Source organism: Janthinobacterium sp. BJB401, from assembly GCF_013372745.1.
GTDB classification, from domain to species: Bacteria; Pseudomonadota; Gammaproteobacteria; order Burkholderiales; family Burkholderiaceae_D; genus Janthinobacterium; species Janthinobacterium rivuli.
Map to the genome: position 1 here is coordinate 1 of NZ_JABXFH010000068.1, position 20,758 is coordinate 20,758.

A 20,758-nucleotide genomic window follows, 5' to 3' on the forward strand; every position below is an offset into this window, starting at 1 on the left:
CCGTGGCGCTCGGGACATTGCCCTGCGTCCACCACTTGGCCTTGTAGGTGACGCCCTGGTACAGCACGCACTGGCCGCCCGTGTAGACGGTGGCGGCATCCCAGACGGCGCACGCTTCGACGGCGGCGAGCAAGGTGTTCGGGGTGGCGGTCGTACCGTCCTGGCCGCCGCCGCAGGCGACGAGTACGCCGCTGAGCAGGGCCATCAATAATGCATTCGATTTCATGTTGTATTGGTCTCCGTTATGGTTTTACATCGAGAGCTGTTGCAGGCCCCTGAAGGGGCTCTTGTCAACTGTTATCCCTGGCTGGCTGGTCCTGCTTTTGCTGCTACTGCAACTTCACATTCCAGTTGGCTTCCACGCATTTCACGTAGTTCCCGGCCAGCAAGGCGCTGTACGGGGTTTGATAGCTGACCAGCTGGCATTGGTTGTCGCCACCGGCGCTCCAGTTCTTTTCCCAATAAATGTTGTAGGAAGCGGAACTGGCCGGGGTGAAGCGTTGCATGTTGGCGCAAGACAGTTGTTCGCCGGAATAATCCCAGCCCATGTCGGCGGCAAATTGCTTGTAGTAATCGATGCGGTTTTGCGCGGCCTGCTTTTCCGTGCCCTGTCCGCATTCGGCGTTGATGATCATGATGGTGGTGGCAAAGTTATTGCCCGCACCCGCCGTCGTATCGGCCGCGTTCGGCACCCACGTACCGTCCAGCACATGCAGCATCGACGGCTTCGGCGGTTGCGGATAGACAAAGAAAAACGTGGCCGAGGCCAGGTTCAGCCAGGTCGACGCCACCAGGTCCGGGTTCTTCAGCAGAACGGACTGGTCGCCGTCATGCATGGCTTGCGAAAATGGGCCGTAATTGTAGTTGTACGACAGCTGCTTGGCGCCGCGGCCGAAATACTTCTTGAAGCTGCCATCCGCGTTCTTGCCACAAGTCCACACCTTGTTGAAGACGGGGTCGGCGCACTCGATGTTGTAGCCGCAGCCGGCGCCCGTTTCGTCGCAGCCCAGCTCGCGCAAATACTTCAAGCCCTGGCGCCATTGCGGCAGCGGGCTGCTGGCGTTATGGTCGCCCGTTTCCTGCACAAAATGGGCGAACATGGTGGACAGGCTGTGGCGGCAGATGGCGTCCGCATTGCGTCCGTCGCTGTAGTCGTCACACACGGCGGGGAACTTGGCCACGGCTTGCAGGAAGCGCTGGTAGGTATAACTGGCGTCGCGCGCGGCAAAATAATAATCCCACTTCGCCGCCGGCAGCAGGCGCTCGACCCGCTTCACGTTGAGCGGATTGCTGGCCAGGCCAGGCTGCACGGCTTCGACGGCAGCATTGCCCAGGGTGCGGATCGAGGCCTTGACCTTGCGGAAGAAATCGTTGTTCGTCAGCGCCGCCTCGTTCGCCTCGGCCTGGGCCTTGGTGGGAATGCCAGGCGTCGGCGTTGGAGTCGGCGTCGGCGTCGGCGTTGGCGTCGGCGTTGGTGTCGGAGTGCTCGTATCGAGGCTCCACGGTCCCCACTGGTCGTTGTTCGGTGCCGTGCCCTGCACCCACCATTTGGCGCGGTAGACCTTGCCGTCATAGACGGCGCATTGTCCCGCCGTGTAGACGGCAGCGGCGCTCCAGGCGGCGCAACTGTCGCTGGCAGCCGTGGCGGCCAGCAGGGTCGATGGGGGTTCGGTGGTGGAATTGCCGCCGCAAGCGAGCAGCGCGCTGCCCAGCAGGCCAGCCATCAAAGGCGAGGCCAGCCGGCTAATTTGCCGTGTCTTCACAGTGTCTCCTGAACGTTATACGAAAACTATCGAAGTAGCTTTTTATGTTGTACGTAAAGAAAGCACAGCGAAGCGTCGGCTTTCTGCACAGAGAATGCGACGCCCTAAATTGGTAGTCAAGTGGTTTTGTATAACGGTGTTTTTTACAATACCAGTGCTGAGGATTGTTGCTTTGGCAAGCGATGCAGCGGCGAATGGGGGAAGTAAAAAAAGCCCGCTGCGCAATGGCAGCGGGCAATACCGCGCAAGAGGGGTGGCGGCAAGTGGTATTAAGGGTTGCCGCGCGTCCGGGACGAACTTATCTGTTCAGCACGTACTTCGCCAGACTGGCCGCATCGGCTGCACTGAGCTGGCTGAACGGCGGCATGGGCACGGCGCCCCATTTGCCGGAACCGCCACTGCGGATGTTGGCCGCCACGGCGGCGACACCATCTTTGCCCTTGTACCTGGCCGCCACTTCCGCAAAGCCGGGGCCGACCACCTTCTGGTCGAGCGCGTGGCAAGCCATGCAGCCGTTCGCCGCCAGCAAGGTTTTCACATCCTTGCCGCTGGCGGCCGGGACCGCGGCTGCCACGGGTTTGGCGGCTGCAGCAGGTACGATGGCGCCCCGCTCCACGCCATAGGTTTTCACCAGGTAATCGACCATGGCCGGCACGTCCGCGTCGTCAAACTGGGCGCCGAACGGCTTTTTCATCTTCTTGACGGTCGCTTCCCAGTAGGCGCGCGGCGAAGCGGGCGGCTGGCTCGATGCGTACTGGGCCGCGTGGCACGTCATGCAGTTGCGCTGCACCAGCTGGTAGCCGGGCAATTCGCTGGCTTTGTAGGTCGCCGTTTCCGGCGGCAAATGGATTTCCAGCGCGCACGCGCCGCCCGCCGCCGACAGTGCCAGCGCGGCAAGTAATATCTTCATATGGTTCTCCTCAGACTGCCTGGATGCGCGTGGTTTCCACCACGTTGCGCATATAACCCATGGGATTCCACAGGGCTTTCATGGGCTGGCTCTGGCCGATGCGGTTGACGGCGCGCACCATCAGCACGTGCTTGCCCTTGCGCGGCGCCTTCATGAGCATCGTCCACTCGCGGAACGAGAAGCGCCCCAGGTCCTTGCCCAAGGTGGCTTCCTGCCACGTCTGGCCGCCGTCCACCGATACGCTCACCTCGCTGATGCCCTGGCCGCCGTCAAAAGCGATGCCGCGCAGCGCCAGGTCTCGCCCCGCTTTCACCTGCGCGCCATCTTGCACGCTGGTAATGAACGAGCGCACGTTGAGGCGGCTGATCGGCGTCGTCTTGCCCACGGGCGCACCCGGTTCGATGAAGCCGGAACCGTTGTCGGGAATGCGGTAGCCCGTGCTCATCCAGAAGCCGTCAAACGGCTTGTCGAGCACCGTGATGTCGCTCAAGTGCTTGACCCAGTAAGTGCCATAGAACCCTGGCACGATCAGGCGCAGCGGATAGCCGTTGAGGAAAGGAATGTCCTCGCCATTCATGGCCCAGGCCAGCATGACGTCGCCTGCCATGATGTGCTCGACCGACAGGGCTTTCTGAAAATCGGGGCCATCGCCCACGGGCGGCGTTTCCAGGCCATTGAAGGCGACCTGCACGGCGCTGGCCGCGATGCCGGCCTTTTCCAGCACGGTTTTCAGGGGGATACCCGTCCAGCGGGCATTGCCCATGGCGCCATTGCCCAGCTGTCCGCCGTTCGCGCGCGGGGCGAAAAAGCCGCGGCTATTGCCCGAACATTGCGTCACGGCCACCACCTCGACGGGCGCGGCCAGCTGTTTCAGTTCCGCCAGCGACAATTCCAAAGGCGTTTTGACGAGGCCGGCTATGCGCAGCCGGTAGCTGCTGCCATCAATGCTGGTGGGCAAGCCGCTCCAGTGGTAGCGCACGAAAAACGCGTCATTGGGCGTGATGGCGCCTTCGCTGAAGACGCTGAACGGCGTTTCCAGCTGGGGCGGTCGGCTGGTCAGCAGGATCAGCGGACGCTTTTGCGGGAAGGCCACCAGCTCGCGCTCGCCGTTTTCAAACGGCAAAGTGACGGACTCCGCCAAGGCTGGGCCGGCCACGACGGCGGCGCCCAGGGCGGCCGTCGTGCGCAGGAAGCGGCGCCGGCCTGCGGGCAACAAGGTCGTATCAGACATGTTTGAGCTCCACCTTGGCTTCGTTGCCGCCGTTGCGGTCGTCGTTGACCAGTTTCTTGATGTAGTACATGACGCTCATGATGACCACGCTCAACAGGCCGAACCAGAACGACACGCGCTGCTCCGTATCGGACGACACGCTCATGGCGCCCAGGATCACCAGCATGGCGATGATGGTGAAATACGTCAGGTAGGGAAACAGCCACATGCGCACCTTGATGCGTTCCGGGCATTCGCGTTCCAGCCGGCGACGGAGGCGCAATTGAGATATCGCAATGAGCAGGTAGACGAACAGGATCAGGATACCGTAGGAGTTGACGATGAAGGGGAACACCAGGTCGGCCGAGACATACGAGACGGCGATGGCGAAATAGGCGAACAAGGTGCTGAACAAAATGGCGCGAATCGGCACGCCGTTCTTGCTCAGCTTGACCAGGCCCGTGGGGGCGTCGCCGCGGCGCGTCAGCGCAAAGATCATGCGCGACGAAGCGTACAGGCTGGAATTCAGGGCAGACAGCACGGCCGTCAAAATGATGGCGTTCATGATGTGGGCCGCGTACGGGATGTTCATGACGGTCAGGGCGCTGACGAAAGGCGTGGCGATGGCCGGCGAATCCCAGGGCACGATGCAGACGACGACAAACATGGATCCCACATAAAACATCAGCACGCGCGTGATGACGGAATTGGTGGCGCGGGCGATAGCCTTGGCCGGGTCCGACGTTTCGGCGGCGGCGATGGTGACGATCTCGGCGCCCGAATAAAAGGCCGTGGCGGCGACGGCGCCACTGAGCACCGGTCCCCAGCCATGGGGCATGAAGCCGCCGTTGCTGGTCAAAAAGCCCAGGCTTGGGATGCTGTTGGGCAAGCTGCCCGTGATGAACAGGGCGCCGACGAACAGGAAGACGATGATGGCAACGACCTTGATCGAGGCGAACCAGAATTCGAATTCGCCAAACGCTTTCACGGAGAACAGATTGAGCACCGTCATCGAGACAAGCAGCACCAGGCTGATAGCCCACGATGGCACGTCGGGCAGCCAGAAGTTGACGAGCTTGGCGCCGGCGATGGCTTCCAGCGCTACGACGACGACCCAGAAATACCAGTACATCCAGCCGCTCATGAAGCCGAGGAATTTCGAGACCTTCGGCTTGTCGTCGAAGGCCAGGCGCGCATATTCGTAAAAGGAGCCGACCACGGGCAGGGACGAAGCCAGCTCGCCCAGCATGCGCATGATCAGGACGACGAGGCCGCCCGTGAGCAGGAAGGAAAGGATGGCGGCCGGGCCGGCGGCCTTGGCGATCACGCCGCTGCCGACAAAGAGGCCGGCGCCGATCACGCCGCCGATGGCGATCATGCTCATGTGGCGTTGCTTGAGCGAGTGCTGCAAGCCCGTGTTGTTGTGGTTGTCGCTAATCATGTTTGTCTCCTAGTAATATCTGAAGCTCGGTGCGCCCTGGCCTGCTGCGGCTTGTTCTTGCCGCGCGGCTTTGTTTTATTTGGGCAACACCGTCAAGCAGCATCGATACATCGTGTGAATCAGTCTGGTTGGCCGCATTCCATAAGTCAATCTGGAAATGCAGCGGCCCGGCGCGGCAGCCAAGGGGCAAGCGCGCTGGAGGTTACGTACGGTTAGGGTTGCTAAAAAAAGGGAGCGGCGGCAACACTTGTGGCGTGCGCGCCACTCCCGGGAACGTCTTACACCTTGCCCTTCCATGGCACGAGGGTACGTTCGAGGTAACGCATCATCAAATCAAACAGGAAAGCGAAGAAGCCGATCACGATAATGCCCATGATCACCACATCGCTGGCCAGGAACTCGGAGGCGCTCAGCACCATGTAGCCGAGGCCGCGCGTGGCCGCCACCATCTCGCCCGCCACCAGGGTGGTCCAGCCCACGCCGATGCCGATGCGCATGCCGGTGAGAATTTCCGGTATCGCGGCGCGCAAAATCACGTGCACGATGACCTGGAAACGCGTGGCGCCCATCGAGTACGCCGCGTGGATTTGCTCCAGCGACACGGAGCTGACGCCGGCGCGGGCGGCGATCGCCATCGGCGCGAAGATGGCCAGGAAGATCAGGTAGACCTTCGAAAACTCGCCGATGCCGAACCAGATGATAACCAGTGGCAAGTAAGCGAGCGGCGGCAGCGGGCGGTAGAACTCGATCAAGGGATCGAAGATGCCGCGTGCCACGCGGTTGACGCCCATCATCACGCCGATGGGAATGGCCAGCACGCAAGCCAGGCCAAAGGCGCCGAACACGCGTACCAGACTGGCGACCGTGTGTTCCCACAAAGTGGCGCCGCCGAAGCCGGTGGTGGCCGCCATGATGAATTTCTCGTACACGGCTTGCGGCGAAGGTAAAAACAGCGGTTTGACCATGCCGCTGGCCGTCACGCCAAACCACAACAGCAATACAGCGATGACGGTGACGGTAGCGATGCGGCTGGAATTGCCCTGCCCCGGCGCGCCGAACGCTTCGCCGGGCATGGCGCAGCGGGGAGCGAACAAGCGGCCAAAGAAGCCGGCGCGCTTGGCGGTGGTGGGAGGAAATCCCACGACGGATGGGCTATGCATGGGACACCTCCAGCTCTTTGTTGACTGCGCGCTCGTCGCCATAAATGATGTTGAGCACTGTTTCGCGCATCTTGATGAAGTCCGGGCTCGATTTCACGGCGCGCGCATCGCGGCATTCGAGGAAGCGCTTGTTAAAATCGAGTTCATAGGTATGCGTGATGCGGCCCGGACGGGGCGACATGACGATCAGCCGGTTCGCCAGGAACAGCGCCTCGTCGACGCTGTGGGTAATGAAGAAAAACATGGTACTGGACTTGGCCCAGATATCGAGCAGCAATTCCTGGATGGTTTCGCGCGTCAGCGCGTCGAGCGCCGCCATCGGTTCATCCATCAGCAGCATGGCGGGATTGCTGGTCAGGGCGCGGGCGATGCCCACCCTTTGCTGCATGCCGCCCGACAACTGATAAATCATATTGTCGTGAAAGTCCTTCAAACCGACCAGCGCCAGGTTTTTCGCCGCCTGTTCGCGCCGCACGGCTTTCGCCACGCCTTGCAGCTTGAGGCCGAATTCCACGTTTTCCATCACGTTCAGCCATGGCAGCAAGGCATGTTTCTGGAACACGACGCCACGGTCGGCGCCCGGCCCTTCGACTTTATTGTCCCCGAGCATGATTTCGCCCTTGGAGGGGGCGATAAAGCCCGCCATCAGGCTCAGCAAGGTTGTCTTGCCGCAACCCGAGGCACCGAGCGCGACGACGAAGTCGCCGCTATTGATGGTGAGATTGATATTATTTAAGGCATGTACGCGTTCACCGGCCGTCTTGCCCGGATAAATCACGCTGACATCCTTGACGTAGAGATTTTCCATCATGTGCCCCGCATAGGTGTAGTCACTTCAGTTCAACGCATTCTGTTCAGTCAGCGCGCCCGCAGGCGCGCCATCGCACAACGTTTACTTCAGCAGGCCGGCGGCCTGTGCATACCTGGGTGTCACATACTTGGCGTAATCTGTTGCCAGGGTGTCGATCTTGCCTTCGCCCTTCAAAAATTGCGCCGTGGCCAGCAAGGCTTGCGCCACGCCGCCCTTCGCGCCGCCACCGAGCCAGGCCGGCGACGCCTGCTCCTGCAGCGATGGATAGGCGTACAGGGCCACGGAGGCGGCCACGTCCTTGGCGGCCGCGCCCGAATGCTTGACGTTGGCTTTCACTTGCGGGGAATCGATGGTCCACGCCTTCGGATTGGCGCGGTAGTCGGCATCGGCGGCAGCCATCACCTTGACGAACTTGGCCATGAAATCGGCATTCGCTTCGCCCCAGGCGCGCTCGACGGCCATGCCGTCAAACGTGGCCTTGCCCTTCTTGCTCAGTTCGCCGGACGTGACGAGCACCTTGCCGTTTTGCTTGAGCTTGCTCAATGCCGGATCCCACACGAAGGCGGCATCGATATCGCCCCGTTCCCAGGCCGCGGCGATCTGGTTCGGCTGCATGTTCAGCAATTTCACTTCCGTGGGCTTGATGCCCCACGTTTCCAACGCGAACATGGTGTGGAAGTGCGTGGTGGAAACAAAAGGCACGGCGATTTTCTTGCCGCGCAGGTCCGTCGGCTTGGCGATGCCGGCGCCATTGCGGGCCACCATCGCTTCGGCTTCATTGATGTCGTCGATGATCCAGAACAGCTGCAGGTCGACACCGCGGCTGACGGCCGCCGTCAGAGGGCTGGAACCGATGACGCCGATCTGCACGTCGCCGGACGCCATACCGGTGGCTACCTTGGCGCCCGAATCGAACTTGCGCCAGTTGATTTTATAGCCGGTGGTTTTTTCCACTTCGCCGCTGGCGATGGCCACCAGGAAGGGACCGTTGATTTCCTGGTAGGCAATCGTCACTTCCTTGCCTTGCGCAAAGGCGGTACCGCTGGAGGCCGCCACTACGCCCAGCACCAGGGTGCCGAGGACGGCGCGGCGCATCGTTGAAAAAACCGTTTTGCTCGTATTTGTGTTCATGTCTCACTCCAAGATTTATTGTTATGTGTGAACGTTCGGGCAATATCTGCTCCTTGCGGAACAGGCGCCGCTGGTTGCTCTTTGTCAACCATACGGCGGCTTGGTACGGCTACTGCTATTTAAAACACTTCATCCTTCAAGTGATACCAGCGGTACAGGAAGCGCTGGCCCAGGCGACGGAACGGGGCGAAGGCTTGCGATTCGACCAGTTCCATCATGTTGGGATATGGCAATTTGGAATTGAAGATCGGCAAGCCCGTGTCGCTGGCCTTGCCCGCGATGCGCTCGGCCATGCGCCGGCCCGCCTGCGCCGAGTACATGACGCCGTTGCCGCCGTAACCGAGCGAATAGAAGATCGATTGCTTCGGGTCCGGTTGCACGATGCGCGGCATCATGTCGTGGCTGACGTCGACCCAGCCCCACCACGAATAATCGATGCCGATCCCGGTCAGCGCGGGGAACTTGCGGTGCAGATCGTTGATCAAAAACTGTTTGTATTTCTCGTCCGGCGCGTCGGCGCCCGTGATGGCACTGCGGCTGCCGATCTGCACGCGGTTGTCCGGCATCAAGCGGTAGTAGTGGCGCAGGATGCGCGTATCCGTGATCACCTGGTGGGTGCGGAAATTACACGCCGCGATTTCCGCCGGGGTCAACGGGCGCGTGACGAGCGAGTTCGACAGAATCGGCAGCAAGCGGTTTTTCACTTGCGGGTGCAGGTGCGGCGAGGTGTAGCCGCCCGTGGCCACGGCCACGGCACGGGCACGCACCACGCCGCCTGGCGTTTGCAGATAATGCACGCCATTGCGCGTTTCCCAGCCCATCACCGGGCTGGACGGGTGCACTTTGGCGCCCAGCGCGCGCGCCTTGCGCAGGTAGCCGAACGCCAGCTTGCCCGCGTGGATGCCGATGCCTTCCGGCTCGTGCAGCGCGCCGGCCGCTTCCTTGTCGTCGACGAATTCGCGCTTGACGGTATCGGCGTCGAGGATGCGCGCGTCATACTTGAAGATCTCGCGCATGATCTTGGCTTCTTTTTCCAGCGCGGGCATGGCTTTCGCCTTGTGGGCGATGTACAGGTGGCCGCCCGGCTGCGGGTCGCAATCGATATCGGCCGTGATCTTCTTGAACGTTTCCATCGCGTCGCACACTTCCGTGTGCAGTTTCAGGGCCGTGTCCAGCCCATAGCGGTCTATCCACTGCGAGCGCTTCAGGCGGCCCGTCGTGCATTGCGCCTGGCCGCCATTGCGCGTGCTGCAGCCCCAGCTGACGCGGTTCGCTTCCAGCACGGTGGCCTTGATGCCGTGTTCCTGGGCCAGGAAGATGGCGCAGGAGAGGCCGGTAAAACCCGAGCCGATGATGGCCACGTCGACGTCGATGTCATGCGTGATGGGGCCGTCATCGGCGGGCGGTTCGCCGGCCGTGCCGATCCAGTAGGTGGGCGCGTAAGCATTGCCGTGGCCGGGGCGCTGGGCCACCAGCGGATCGAAGGCGGGATCGTAGGGCGTGCGGGCAGCGGTGCTGTTGCCCAGTACGTCAGATGGGGTGTCGACAGGTTTGTTCATGATCATTCCCGGTGAACGTGCTGGCTCAGGCGGCTTTGTTGCCGGTAGCGACGGGTGGGCGATCCTTGCGGAAAGCGTTCTTCACGGCGATCTTGCCATCGCGGAAAGTAAAAATGTCGACCATGCGCGCTTCGATGCGCGTGCCGTCCGCCTTGGTGCCGGCAAACGTCGATTCCGTCACGCCGCGCTCGCCGCTGACGAAGTGCACGGGGTTAAGCCATGCCGCGTCGGGGAAGGTTTGCCAGGCCAGCTCAAAGCCGGCGCGCACGGCGTCGCGGCCGATAAAACTCTTGCCCAGCAAATCAGGGCCGGCCACGGCGTGGAATTCGCAATCGTCGGCCATGGCGGCCATCAGGGCATCGATATCGTGGCGGTTCCAGGCATCGCCGAACGCTTGCAGGAAGTCAGTAGTGACAGCGGTGGTGACGGCGTCGGTAGGTACTCGTGTGTTCATTTTTGTCTCCGTGAGTCGAATTTGGTACTATTCGTTCCGTTTTTTAGTATTTTATTGAATTTAAGCTTAATGCTTGGGCTTGTCAAATCAAATAATCCAAATACCGGGACGCTTTGTATTCTTTATTGAAATAGCGATGAAGAAGTGACAATGTGTGAGAATTTCGTCACAGCACTGTGTCGGATTACGCCGGGCTTACGCCCGGCTAATCCGACCTACGCCAGCACCACGCGTAGGTTGGATTAGCCCAGAGGGCGTAATCCAACAACACCATCACATCAAACGTAGTCTTTATACTTGTCCAGGTGACGCACAGGTTTGCTCAGCGCATCGCGGCGGAACGGGTCGCCCAGTTCACGCGTGCACATGATTTCAATGATGGTCGTCTTGCCTTCATTCATCTGCATGTCGATCGCCTTTTTCAGGGCCGGACCCACGTCTTCCAGCTTGTCGACCGTGATGCCTTCGGCGCCCATGGCCCGCGCAATTTCCGCAAAGCTCTGGTTGTCGAGTTCACCGGCGACGAAGCGGCGGTTGTAGAAATCGACCTGGTTTTTCTTTTCCGCGCCCCACTGGCGGTTATGGAACACCACGGCCGTGACGGGAATGTTGTGGCGCACGCAGGTCATCGTTTCCATCAAGCTCATGCCCCAGGCGCCGTCGCCCGCATACGACACGGCCGGACGGTGCGGCGCCGCCACTTTCGCGCCGATGATGGTCGGGAACGCGTAGCCGCAGTTGCCAAAACTCATCGCCGCAAAGAAGCTGCGCGGCTTTTCAAAGCGCAGGTAACTATTGGCCACCGAGTTGATGTTGCCGATGTCGGTCGACACCATCACGTCTTCCGGCATGGCTTTTTCCAGCTCGCGCAAGACCTGGCGCGGGTGCAGATAATTGCCTGGCTCTTTCTTCTGTTCCTCAATCATGTCCAGGCTGTACGCATCTTTTTCGTGTGTCCAGTTCGTCAATTCCTCTTCCCACGCCGCTTTTTCGGCTTGCACGGTGGCATAGCGCTCGTCGCGCGTCGCGTCGCAGTCGAGCGTCTTTCCATCCAGGCGCGCCAGGATGGCTTTCGCGGCCGCCTTGGCGTCGCCGCAGATGCCCACCGAAATCTTTTTCACCAGCCCCAGCATCTTGTTGTCCGCGTCGATCTGGATGATCTTGGCATTCTTCGGCCAGTAATCCATGCCGTGCTGCGGCAAGGTACCGAACGGGCCCAGGCGCGAGCCTAAAGCGACGACGACGTCGGCCTTGGCGATCAGTTTCATCGCCGCTTTCGAACCTTGATAACCGAGCGGACCGCACCACAGCGGGTGGCTGGCGGGGAAGGAATCGTTGTGCAGGTAGCTGTTGACGACGGGCGCGCCGAGGCGCTCGGCCAGGGCCTTGCACTCTTCGATGGCTTCGCCCATGACGACGCCGCCGCCCGAAATGATCACGGGGAACTTGGCCTTGGCCAGCAGTTCGGCCGCATCGTTGAGGCTTTGCTCGCCGCCGGCGCCACGGTCCAGGCGGTTCGGTTTCGGGATTTCCGCCTTGATTTCGCCATAAAAATAGTCGCGCGGGATGTTCAGTTGTGTCGGGCCCATTTCGGACATGGCGCGGTCAAAACAACGGCCCGTGAATTCCGCCATGCGGGCCGGATTCGTCACGTGACCCTGGTATTTCGTGAATTCCTCGAACATCGGCAGCTGATTCGCTTCCTGGAAGCCGCCCAGGCCCATGCTCATCGTGCCCGTCTCCGGCGTGATGATCACGACGGGGGTATGCGCCCAGTAGGCGGCGGCGATGGCGGTGACGCAATTGCTGATGCCGGGGCCGTTCTGGCCGATGACCACGCCATGGCGGCCCGAGACGCGGGCATAGCCGTCAGCCATGTGGCCGGCGCCCTGCTCGTGCACGACGGGAATCAAACGGATGCCGGCCGGCGCAAAAATGTCCATCGGGTCCATGAAGGCCGAGCCCATGATGCCGAACATGTCGGTCACGCCATTGGCGGCCAGGGTTTCCACGAACGCTTCGGAAGGCGTCATCTTTTGCGGGCCGGTGGGGGTGGCCACTGCGGCGGCGGCTTTTTGCTCGGTCATGTCATTCATGGGTGTCTCCTGGTCTGTGGTGATAAGCTTCGTCTAAATTATCAAAAAACGGTATATTTTGTTCCGAAATTTGATATACAATTCAATTTAAGCGTTCGGCAATCAAAAGTCAAACAGAATTTCGAGGAAACGGTACAATTTGAGTTCGAAAATGAAATAACACTCAGACAGACAACCGAGGCCACCATGGACATGATTTCATCCCCAAAACTTGAGCCGGAAAAACTGGAAGGCGACACGCCCACGATGCGTTTGTTTGCCTTGCTGGAAGTGATTGCCGAAAAAGACCAGTTGCTGTCGCTGCAAGCGCTGGTGGAAGAAACGGGCTTGCCCAAGCCCACCCTGCACCGCATGCTGCAACAGCTGGAAAGCGTGGGCGTGCTGCAGCGCGAAAGCGATGGCCGCCACTACAGCACGGGCGTGCGCCTGCGCCGCCTCGCGTCGAACCTCTTGATTAACAACACGTTCCATGGCGCCCGCCGCATGGTCTTGCGCCAGCTGGTCGAGGAAGTGGGCGAAAGCTGCAACCTGACGGCCTTCAGCGGCAGCGAAGTGGTGTACCTGGACCGGGTGGAAACGGCGGCCCCGCTGCGCTTTTACCTGCATCCCGGTTCGCGCGTGCCGGCCCACTGCTCGTCCAGCGGCAAGCTGTTCCTGGCACAGATGACGCCCGTACAACGGCGCCGCCTGCTGGGCCATATGGAATTGACGCGCTTTACGGACAAGACGGAAACGGATCCCGTCAAGCTGGAACGCGAACTGGAACTGGTGCGCCGCAACGGCTATGCGCTGGACGACGAGGAATTCCTGCCCGGCCTGCTGTGCGTGGCCGTGCTGGTGCCGAACCCAAATGGCCGCTCGAACCTGGCCGTGGCCATCCAGGCGCCCATCATCCGTTTGACGCACGACAAGGCTTTACATTTCTTGCCAGCATTGCAGCGCGCCGCGCAAGCCCTGGCCGCCATCGAATCGGAAACCATGCCGACGACGGGCGGGGACGACGACGCATTGCAAACCGGTCATTCATAACCGCCGTAGCGCCCATGCTGCGGTTTCACAGGAGAACAAGGTGCCAGATTCACGCCAACATCCCCCCGCCGCAGCGGCGCAAACCTTGCAGTCCGTGCGCAGCCTGTTCGATATCGACAGCGACCTGCTCGTGCCCGTCTTCACGGAGCGCGACCCGCACGTGCCCGACATCGATCCCGCCTACCGCTTCAACAAGGATGTGACCCTGGCGATACTGGCCGGTTTCACCCACAACCGCAGGGTGATGGTGCAGGGCTTGCACGGCACGGGCAAGTCCACGCATATCGAGCAAGTGGCGGCGCGCCTGAACTGGCCTTGCGTGCGGGTCAACCTCGACGGCCACATCAGCCGCCTGGATCTGGTCGGCAAGGACGCCATCGTGCTGCGCGAACAGCAGCAGGTGACGGAATTCCAGGAAGGCATCGTGCCCTGGTCGCTGCAAAGGCCCGTGGCCCTGATCTTCGACGAGTACGACGCAGGCCACCCCGACGTGATGTTCGTCATCCAGCGCATTCTCGAGCGCGACGGCAAGTTCACCCTGCTCGACCAGAACCGGGTCATCACGCCGCATCCCCACTTCCGCCTGTTCGCCACCTCGAACACGGTGGGCCTCGGCAACTTGAACGGCATGTACCACGGCACCCAAGTGCTCAACCACGCGCAGATCGACCGCTGGAACATCGTTGCCACCTTGAATTATCTGCCGCAGGACGAAGAAGCGCAGATCGTCCTGGCGCGTGTCCCCGCCATGAACGACGAGGCGGGCCGCCAACTGGCCAGCAGCATGGTGGCCGTGGCCAGCCTCACGCGCCACGGTTATGCGGCAGGCGACCTGGCGTGTCTGATGTCGCCGCGCACCGTCATTACCTGGGCGGAGAATTGCCAGATCTTCCGCGACCCGGCCCTGGCATTCCGCCTGTCCTTCCTCAACAAATGCGACGAGGCCGAGCGACCCATGGTGGCCGAGTATTACCAGCGCTGTTTCAATGAGGAATTGCTGGCGAGCCAGGCATGAGTACGGAAGCGACGGCGCCGGCCGCCTACACGCGCGAACAGCAGGAAACGGACGAGTTATGCGCGGGCGCCATCCGCGCCCTCAGCGGTTCTCCCTCGATACGCTACCGGGGCCGGCGCCTGCACGACGGTCACCGCCCCCTGCCCATCCATGCGGCCCATCTGCAGCCCGATGCGGCGCTGCAGGATTTGCCGTCGCTGCGCGGCGCGGCCGACAGCGTGGCCCTGCGGCTGCTGCACACGGATGCCGCCCTGCACAAGTCCCTGTGTCCGCTTGCCCCCGTGGCGCGCCTCGTCTTCGAACTGCTGGAACAGTTAAGGGTGGAAACGCTTGCGCCAGATCAACATGCCGGCGTGATCGCCAACCTGCGCCACCGTTTCACGGCCTGGTCGCATGCATTTTACGATTCCGGCCTGGCGGAAGGCGCATCGGGCTTGCTCTTGTATACAGTGTTCCAGATGTGCTGGTCGCGCCTGACGGCCAGGCCCGTGCTGGAAAAGACGGAAGATTTTATCGAGGCCACGCGCTGGTCGGTGTCCTCAACACTGAGCGGCGACCTGGCTGGCTTGCGCCGCCACCGTGCCGACCAGGCGGCCTTTGCGCGGCACGCGCTGGCCATCGCCCACGCCGTCGATGCCATGCTGAAAGAAGCGCAAGCGGTGCGCGACGGCAGCCAGGACGATGGGGGAGACGCCAAGGCGCAGGCAGCCTTCAAGCTGCTGCTCGATTTCGACAGCGATAACGACAATATTCCAGACGCCGCCCCGCTGGGCGAGAGCCGCGCCTTCAGCGATGGCGATGGCGGCTACAAGGCTTACTCCACAGCATATGACCGCGAGGAAAAAGCGGGCGAGCTCGTGCGCCGCGCCCTGCTGCTCGACTACCGCGAACGCATGGATGCCCGCATCGCCAGCCTGGGCATCAACACGGCACGTCTGGCGCGGCGGTTCACGCAATTGCTGGCCGTGCCCCAGCGCGATGGCTGGTCATTTGGCGAAGAAGAGGGGTATATCGATGGCCGGCGGCTGGCGCAGCTGATCAGTTCGCCGTCCGAGCGCAGGCTGTTTCGCAAGGAACAATTCCTGCCGCAATCCGATTGCCTGGTGTCCTTTCTCGTCGATTGTTCCGGCTCCATGAAGACGCATGCGGAATCCGTGGCCGTGCTGCTCGACATTCTGTTGCGCGCGCTGGACCAGGCCGGCATCACCACCGAATTGCTGGGCTTTACGACGGGCGCGTGGAACGGAGGACGAGTCAAGCGCGACTGGATGCGCGCCCGCTCGCCCGCCAATCCGGGCCGCTTGAACGAACTCGTGCACATGGTGTTCAAGGAGGGCGATACCAGCTGGCGCCGCGCGCGGCCCGACATCGCGGCCCTGCTGAAGGCGGACCTGTACCGCGAAGGCGTCGATGGCGAAGCCGTGGACTGGGCGTGCACGCGCATGCTGGCGCGCCCGGAGCGGCGGCGCATCCTGCTCGTCGTGTCCGACGGTTGCCCGATGGATACGGCCACGAATCTGGCCAACGACGAGTTTTACCTGGCCCAACATCTGAAACAAGTAGTGGCGCGCCGCGAAGCGCAGGGCGCGGTGGAAATCTGCGGTCTGGGATTGGGCCTGGACCTGGGGGCCTACTACAGCCGCAGCCTGGCCACCCCCCTGCCCTCCTCGCTGAACAATGAGCTGTTCAGCGAGATCGCGCAGTTGCTCGGTGGACGCAAGCGCTAGCGGTTCAACTCACCTCATAGCGCACGGCATGCGCTTCCATCGGCAGCGGGATTTCCCAGTTCCACAGCATCGCTTGCAGCTTCTTGTTGCTCAGTGACGTGTCGCGCTGGCCGTTGCGCCGCAGTAACTCCTTGCGCGGCTGCTCCAGGTACACGAGCTCCACCTGCGCATGGTATTTGTACAGCAGGTTGAGCGTCTTTTCGCGCATCAGTTTGGACAGATGCGTGGCGTTCCACACGAACGGTTCGCCACGGCGCAACAATTCGCGCGCCCGCTCTTCCGCATAGTCGCCCACCTGCCCTTCGTTCTTGCCGTGCTTCAAGCCCAAGGCCGTCCGCGCATCGTCAAACGACACGACGGGCAGGCGCGGATGGTGTTTCTCCACCCACGTGTTCTTGCCGGACGCGGGCAAGCCCGACATGACGATCACGTGCGAACCCGGCTCCTGGAACAGGGGATAGTCGGGATGCGCCTCGGCGCCGCGAAAATATTTGACGCGCGTATGGTCGTCGACAAAGGCACGCCGCTGTCCATAACAGCCTTCTTCGCGCGCCAGTTCGCGGAACAGCTCGATGGCGTCGAGTATGCGCTGCGGATCGGGACAGATGCGCCCGCGAATATCGGCTTCGGCCAGCATGGCCAGCAGGCGGATATCCACCTGCCACGACAGTTCGCGCACGGTGAACTCGGGCGTGACGCCGCGCCGCGACGTTTCCAGCGCAAAGAACGGCACCTGGTGCACATTGATCAGGCGGCAGATTTCCTCGCGCGCGGCAAACGGCACGTCGCCATCCCACAGGGCGATGCGCGCATCGAGGGCGCCCTTGCGCGAGTGCCCCGGCTGGCCGATGGCGCCAGTCACCGGATCGATCACCGTGGTGCTGCACTTGGCCACGTCGTGCAGCAAGGCGGCGAGAAACACGATTTCCTGTTCCGCCCGCGTGGCAGCCTGGTATTCGGGCATGGCCAGCAGGGATTCCACCACCATCATGGTATGCGTCCACACATCGCCTTCCGCGTGGTACACGGGGTTTTGCGGCGTCGTCTTGGCCAGTTCCAGCTGCGGGAAGGCGGCCAGGCAAGCATTGAAATCGGGCGACCGGCCCGTTGGCGGCACCAGTTGCTGCAGGGTTTTCCAGTGCATCATTTTGTATTCCTTGAAAAAACTGCCAGTTCGTCGAGCGACCGGCAGGTGTGCAAGCCCAGGCTTTCCCACGTGACGAGCGGCTGCGGTGCGTACAGGTCCACGCCCTCGGCCAGCTGGTTCGGGATCAAGGGCCGCGTGCTGTGGTGCGAACCGCTGTCGAGGATGGTTTGCGTAAAGTCATGGCGCACCAGCTTGTAGCGGGCCAGCACTTGCTCGTCGTCTTCCACTTTCAGATACAGGCCTTCCGCGTGGTCGGACTTGTCCGTCTGCTTCCAGCACAGGTCCAGCGGCAGGCGTTCGCGCGCCACCGCGGTTTCAAAAGCGTCGCGCCACAAGCGGGACTTGGCCAGCGAATGGCGCAGCAGCAGCCACAGCTGTTTCGGCGAAGTCGGCATCAATCCCGCATACAGCACGGGCACGGACAGCACGGGAGAGCCGGCCAGCATGGCGTGGCGGCGCGCCGTCGACAAGAACATCTGGCTGCGGCGGCAATACACGTCGAACTCGTTGAAGTAATGGGGCAGCCGGTCGTAAAACACGGAATGCTTGCTGTACGACCATTCGCCAAACAGCACATACTGGTCTTCCAGCAGGTGCAGCAAGGCGTGTTCGTGCGCATGCGCCCACGGTTTCAACAGGTTGAACTGGCGTTCGCTGCCGCCGCCCGCCAGGTAATGGCCGCGCGACTGCAGCAGCACCTCGCCCGCGTCGCTGAACGACACGGCAGAGTTGGCGCCATCGATTTTTTCCTCGATGACGACGTACTGGCCGGCCAGCTTTTTCAGGGGCGTCTGGTCGGAACCGTCGTCGCCGTCCTGCAGGCGCGAGCCTTCCAGGTGCGGCGTGCGCGGGTATTTGAATAAGGGTAAAGATTGTAAAAACATAGCGTCCCACGCCGCGTTCACCGGGGCGTGTCCATACAGGGTCAGGGGTGCTGACGACGTGTTCGGGCGTGGACGATCAAGACCAGGGTCTCGGATACGTGTGCGGGAAGAGCAAGAGCAGTGCCGCAGCAATCGGGGGCGTCAACGCGCCGAACGATGCTGCAAAGAGCATTTCGTCAGCGTTAGCAGGTGATGGCGAAGTAGCGAGGCACTTTTGGCTCCAATAAGGAAGAGGTTCTAGAAAGAACCGGGAATATAACGGCAGTTTAATTATTTTGCAAGCGCCGCACGCTTGGAGACTAGTCCAGCAATTGCGGCACGGCCGCCGCCATCAGCGAAATGCCGATCAAGGTCAGCACGGCAAACGCGATGCGGCGCATGCCGCGCTGGGCGATCGGCGGCGGGTAGCGCTTGCCAGCCATCGTGGCCAGCACGCCCACGGGCAAGGCCAGCGAGCACAGCAACAGCACTTTTGCGTCCAGCTGGCCCTGGCTACCCGCCATCAGCGAGCGCCCGCCCGCGCTGATGGCGAACAAAAAGATCAGGCTGTAGCGGATGGTTTTCAGACTCATTTCCTGGCGATAGAACTGGTACACGAGCGGTGGCCCGGCCAGCGAAAACAGGCCCGAGAACAGGCCGCCGCACACGCCGCTGATGAAGAAGCTGCGTTTATCCGCCGCGCCCGGTCCCGGCGGCGCTTGCAACAAAATGCTGATGCCGCCATACACGATGGCCGCGCCCAGCAAGAGATGCAGCAGGGGCGCATACGCCTGGTCCAGGTAGCCGAGCAGCAACACGCCAGCCGCCATGGCGGGCAGCAAACCGATGCTGGCGGCGCGGATGGCGCGCCAGTCCAGGTGGTGCAAGGCACCCGGCAAGGCCACGAGGCAATTGGCCAGCGACAATAAACTGACAAGGGCCGCCAGTGCGGGCACGGGCGCCAGGCCCAACCCGCTGGCCACGCCCATGACGATCATGCCCAGGCCAAAACCCGTGACGGTCTGGAAATACGTGCCCGCCGCCACCACGCCCAGCAGCGCCAGCACGGGCCAGCTGAACAACTCAGCGCCCACCCTGGGCCTGCACGGACGTGACCGCGATCACGTTGTACACGTCATCGGCGCTGCAGCCGCGCGACAGATCGTTGGCCGGTTTCTTCAAGCCTTGCAGCAAGGGGCCGATGGCGACGGCGCCGCCCATGCGTTCGGCCAGCTTGTAGCCGATATTGCCCGCGTCGAGGTTCGGGAACACCAGCACATTCGCACGTCCATTCACGACGGAATCCTTGACTTTTCTCTGCGAAATTTCGGCCACAATGGCCGCATCAAGTTGCACGTCGCCATCGATGGCCAGCAGCGGACGCTGGGCCTTGACCCGGTCTGTTGCCGCATGCACCTTGTCGACGGCCGCGTGGTGGGCGCTGCCGCTGGTGGAAAACGACAGCATGGCCACCCTCGGTTCTTCCATCAGCAAGGCTTGCGCGCTGTCGGCGGCGGCCATGGCGATGTCGGCCAGTTCCTCGGCTTTCGGGTCGACCACGAGGGCGCAGTCGGAAAAGATGAAACCGCCCTTGAGGCTGTGGAATGGCTCGCACAGCATCATCAGGAAAAAGCTGGACACGAGCTTGAAGGCCGGATCGACGCCGATGATCTGGATGGCGCTGCGCACCACGTCGGCCGTCGTGTGCACGGCCCCCGCCACGCAACCGTCCGCGTCGCCCAGGCGCACCATCAGGTTGGCATAGCACAAGGGATCCTGCACGGCGGTTCTCGCCTGCTCCACCGTCATGCCCTTGGCCTGGCGCAGCACGAACAATTGCTGGGCATAGTGTTCCGACTCGTCAGACGTTGCCGGATCGACCAGGCGCACGGCGTCCAGGTCCAGCGCGTGTTCCCGCGCCAGGGCCAGGATGGCGGCCGGCTTGCCGACGATGGTGATGTGCGCCAGGCCTTCGGCAGCGGCACGCGCGGCCGCCTGCAGCACGCGCACGTCGTCACCCTCGCACAAGACGATGTTTTTCGGCACGGCGCGGGCTTGCGCGATGATGCGGTGCAGGGCTTTCATGGCGACTCCAATTCGGTAAAAAAATGCCGGAACCATGGAAGCACAAAGATGGCTCCGGCACATAAAACCCGGCGCGATTGCCGGGGTCATACAAGGATCGGTCACAGTGGTGTCGGATTACGCGCATGCAGATGCAGGTACCCGAAATTCCGGGGTCAGACCCGCCGGGTCTGACCCCAGCTTTTGGCCGCTGGCTCAAGCAATCAAACGTAATCTTTATATTTGTCCAGATGCCGCACAGGTTTGCTCAGCGCATCCCGACGGAACGGGTCGCCCAGCTCGCGCGTGCACATGATTTCGATGATGGTCGTCTTGCCTTCATTCATCTGCATGTCGATCGCTTTCTTCAAGGCCGGG

Annotated in this window: 18 protein-coding genes; 3 read left to right on the forward strand and 15 right to left on the reverse strand. The window is 62.0% G+C overall.

Annotated elements, in window-relative coordinates:
- From HWE17_RS28920 to xsc, 11 genes are all read right to left on the reverse strand, one after another.
- Positions 1-226: carbohydrate-binding protein (locus tag HWE17_RS28920; RefSeq protein WP_303625460.1), on the reverse strand; the 226-nt coding region annotated here is incomplete at its 3' end.
- Positions 227-329: 103 nt separating this feature from the next.
- On the reverse strand, positions 330-1,763 hold the full coding sequence (locus HWE17_RS26540) for a glycoside hydrolase family 19 protein (protein ID WP_369681779.1): 1,434 nt from the start codon (positions 1,761-1,763) through the stop codon (positions 330-332).
- Positions 1,764-2,061: 298 nt separating this feature from the next.
- Positions 2,062-2,673: a c-type cytochrome gene (locus HWE17_RS26545; protein ID WP_176390846.1), complete on the reverse strand. Its 612-nt coding sequence runs from the start codon at positions 2,671-2,673 to the stop codon at positions 2,062-2,064.
- A 10-nt stretch (positions 2,674-2,683) separates the two neighbouring features.
- Positions 2,684-3,904 (reverse strand): molybdopterin-dependent oxidoreductase, encoded by a 1,221-nt coding sequence (locus tag HWE17_RS26550; RefSeq protein ID WP_176390847.1) that lies wholly within the window; start codon positions 3,902-3,904, stop codon positions 2,684-2,686.
- Positions 3,897-5,324 carry an amino acid permease gene (locus HWE17_RS26555; RefSeq protein WP_217916903.1) on the reverse strand — a complete coding sequence of 476 codons (1,428 nt, stop codon included), beginning with the start codon at positions 5,322-5,324 and terminating at the stop codon, positions 3,897-3,899. Before HWE17_RS26555 ends, HWE17_RS26550 begins: the two co-directional genes overlap by 8 nt.
- A 278-nt stretch (positions 5,325-5,602) precedes the next feature.
- Entirely contained in the window at positions 5,603-6,397 is a 795-nt protein-coding gene (locus HWE17_RS26560; RefSeq protein ID WP_255206401.1) for an ABC transporter permease subunit, read from the reverse strand.
- A gap of 79 nt (positions 6,398-6,476) precedes the next feature.
- On the reverse strand, positions 6,477-7,292 hold the full coding sequence (locus HWE17_RS26565; RefSeq protein ID WP_034788398.1) for a taurine ABC transporter ATP-binding protein: 816 nt from the start codon (positions 7,290-7,292) through the stop codon (positions 6,477-6,479).
- Positions 7,293-7,376: 84 nt separating this feature from the next.
- Positions 7,377-8,390: a taurine ABC transporter substrate-binding protein gene (gene tauA / locus HWE17_RS26570; RefSeq protein ID WP_176390857.1), complete on the reverse strand. Its 1,014-nt coding sequence runs from the start codon at positions 8,388-8,390 to the stop codon at positions 7,377-7,379.
- Between the two features lie 155 nt (positions 8,391-8,545).
- Positions 8,546-9,985, reverse strand: coding sequence for an FAD-binding oxidoreductase (locus HWE17_RS26575; RefSeq protein ID WP_099380832.1), 1,440 nt, complete (start codon positions 9,983-9,985; stop codon positions 8,546-8,548).
- A gap of 25 nt (positions 9,986-10,010) precedes the next feature.
- Positions 10,011-10,439 carry a nuclear transport factor 2 family protein gene (locus HWE17_RS26580; protein WP_176390849.1) on the reverse strand — a complete coding sequence of 143 codons (429 nt, stop codon included), beginning with the start codon at positions 10,437-10,439 and terminating at the stop codon, positions 10,011-10,013.
- A gap of 278 nt (positions 10,440-10,717) precedes the next feature.
- A complete protein-coding gene (gene xsc / locus HWE17_RS26585; protein ID WP_176390858.1) occupies positions 10,718-12,526 on the reverse strand; it encodes a sulfoacetaldehyde acetyltransferase in 1,809 nt (602 codons plus the stop codon).
- 195 nt (positions 12,527-12,721) lie between these two features.
- Between xsc and HWE17_RS26590 the strand changes: the two genes are divergently transcribed.
- Genes HWE17_RS26590 through HWE17_RS26600 form a run of 3 tightly spaced genes read left to right on the forward strand, consistent with a single transcriptional unit; the run spans position 12,722 to position 16,306 of the window.
- Positions 12,722-13,564: an IclR family transcriptional regulator gene (locus tag HWE17_RS26590; RefSeq protein WP_034758582.1), complete on the forward strand. Its 843-nt coding sequence runs from the start codon at positions 12,722-12,724 to the stop codon at positions 13,562-13,564.
- Between the two features lie 40 nt (positions 13,565-13,604).
- Entirely contained in the window at positions 13,605-14,579 is a 975-nt protein-coding gene (locus tag HWE17_RS26595) for an AAA family ATPase (RefSeq protein WP_176390850.1), read from the forward strand.
- Positions 14,576-16,306 (forward strand): cobalt chelatase, encoded by a 1,731-nt coding sequence (locus HWE17_RS26600; protein WP_176390851.1) that lies wholly within the window; start codon positions 14,576-14,578, stop codon positions 16,304-16,306. Before HWE17_RS26595 ends, HWE17_RS26600 begins: the two co-directional genes overlap by 4 nt.
- Before the next feature lie 4 nt (positions 16,307-16,310).
- Here HWE17_RS26600 and HWE17_RS26605 read toward each other — a convergent pair whose 3' ends face one another.
- From HWE17_RS26605 to pta, 4 genes are all read right to left on the reverse strand, one after another.
- Entirely contained in the window at positions 16,311-17,450 is a 1,140-nt protein-coding gene (locus HWE17_RS26605) for an AAA family ATPase (RefSeq protein WP_176390859.1), read from the reverse strand.
- Positions 17,450-18,337, reverse strand: coding sequence for an RNA ligase family protein (locus tag HWE17_RS26610; RefSeq protein ID WP_176390852.1), 888 nt, complete (start codon positions 18,335-18,337; stop codon positions 17,450-17,452). The genes HWE17_RS26605 and HWE17_RS26610 overlap by 1 nt, the downstream gene beginning before the upstream one ends.
- Positions 18,338-18,636: 299 nt before the next feature.
- Positions 18,637-19,398, reverse strand: coding sequence for a sulfite exporter TauE/SafE family protein (locus HWE17_RS26615; protein WP_035826496.1), 762 nt, complete (start codon positions 19,396-19,398; stop codon positions 18,637-18,639).
- A 1-nt stretch (position 19,399) separates the two neighbouring features.
- Positions 19,400-20,401, reverse strand: coding sequence for a phosphate acetyltransferase (pta, locus tag HWE17_RS26620; protein ID WP_176390853.1), 1,002 nt, complete (start codon positions 20,399-20,401; stop codon positions 19,400-19,402).
- Positions 20,402-20,758 lie beyond the last annotated feature (357 nt).

Excerpts from the sequence above, each read along its gene's own strand:
- tauA (WP_176390857.1), bottom strand. The coding sequence starts at position 8,390 with ATGCGCCGCGCCGTCCTCGGCACCCTGGTGCTGGGCGTAGTGGCGGCC.
- pta (WP_176390853.1), bottom strand. The coding sequence starts at position 20,401 with ATGAAAGCCCTGCACCGCATCATCGCGCAAGCCCGCGCCGTGCCGAAA.
- HWE17_RS26565 (WP_034788398.1), bottom strand. The coding sequence starts at position 7,292 with ATGGAAAATCTCTACGTCAAGGATGTCAGCGTGATTTATCCGGGCAAG.
- HWE17_RS26555 (WP_217916903.1), bottom strand. The coding sequence starts at position 5,324 with ATGATTAGCGACAACCACAACAACACGGGCTTGCAGCACTCGCTCAAG.
- HWE17_RS26610 (WP_176390852.1), bottom strand. The coding sequence starts at position 18,337 with ATGTTTTTACAATCTTTACCCTTATTCAAATACCCGCGCACGCCGCAC.
- xsc (WP_176390858.1), bottom strand. The coding sequence starts at position 12,526 with ATGACCGAGCAAAAAGCCGCCGCCGCAGTGGCCACCCCCACCGGCCCG.
- HWE17_RS26545 (WP_176390846.1), bottom strand. The coding sequence starts at position 2,673 with ATGAAGATATTACTTGCCGCGCTGGCACTGTCGGCGGCGGGCGGCGCG.
- HWE17_RS26605 (WP_176390859.1), bottom strand. The coding sequence starts at position 17,450 with ATGCACTGGAAAACCCTGCAGCAACTGGTGCCGCCAACGGGCCGGTCG.
- HWE17_RS26600 (WP_176390851.1), top strand. The coding sequence starts at position 14,576 with ATGAGTACGGAAGCGACGGCGCCGGCCGCCTACACGCGCGAACAGCAG.
- HWE17_RS26575 (WP_099380832.1), bottom strand. The coding sequence starts at position 9,985 with ATGAACAAACCTGTCGACACCCCATCTGACGTACTGGGCAACAGCACC.
- HWE17_RS26590 (WP_034758582.1), top strand. The coding sequence starts at position 12,722 with ATGGACATGATTTCATCCCCAAAACTTGAGCCGGAAAAACTGGAAGGC.
- HWE17_RS26580 (WP_176390849.1), bottom strand. The coding sequence starts at position 10,439 with ATGAACACACGAGTACCTACCGACGCCGTCACCACCGCTGTCACTACT.
- HWE17_RS26560 (WP_255206401.1), bottom strand. The coding sequence starts at position 6,397 with ATGCCCGGCGAAGCGTTCGGCGCGCCGGGGCAGGGCAATTCCAGCCGC.
- HWE17_RS26550 (WP_176390847.1), bottom strand. The coding sequence starts at position 3,904 with ATGTCTGATACGACCTTGTTGCCCGCAGGCCGGCGCCGCTTCCTGCGC.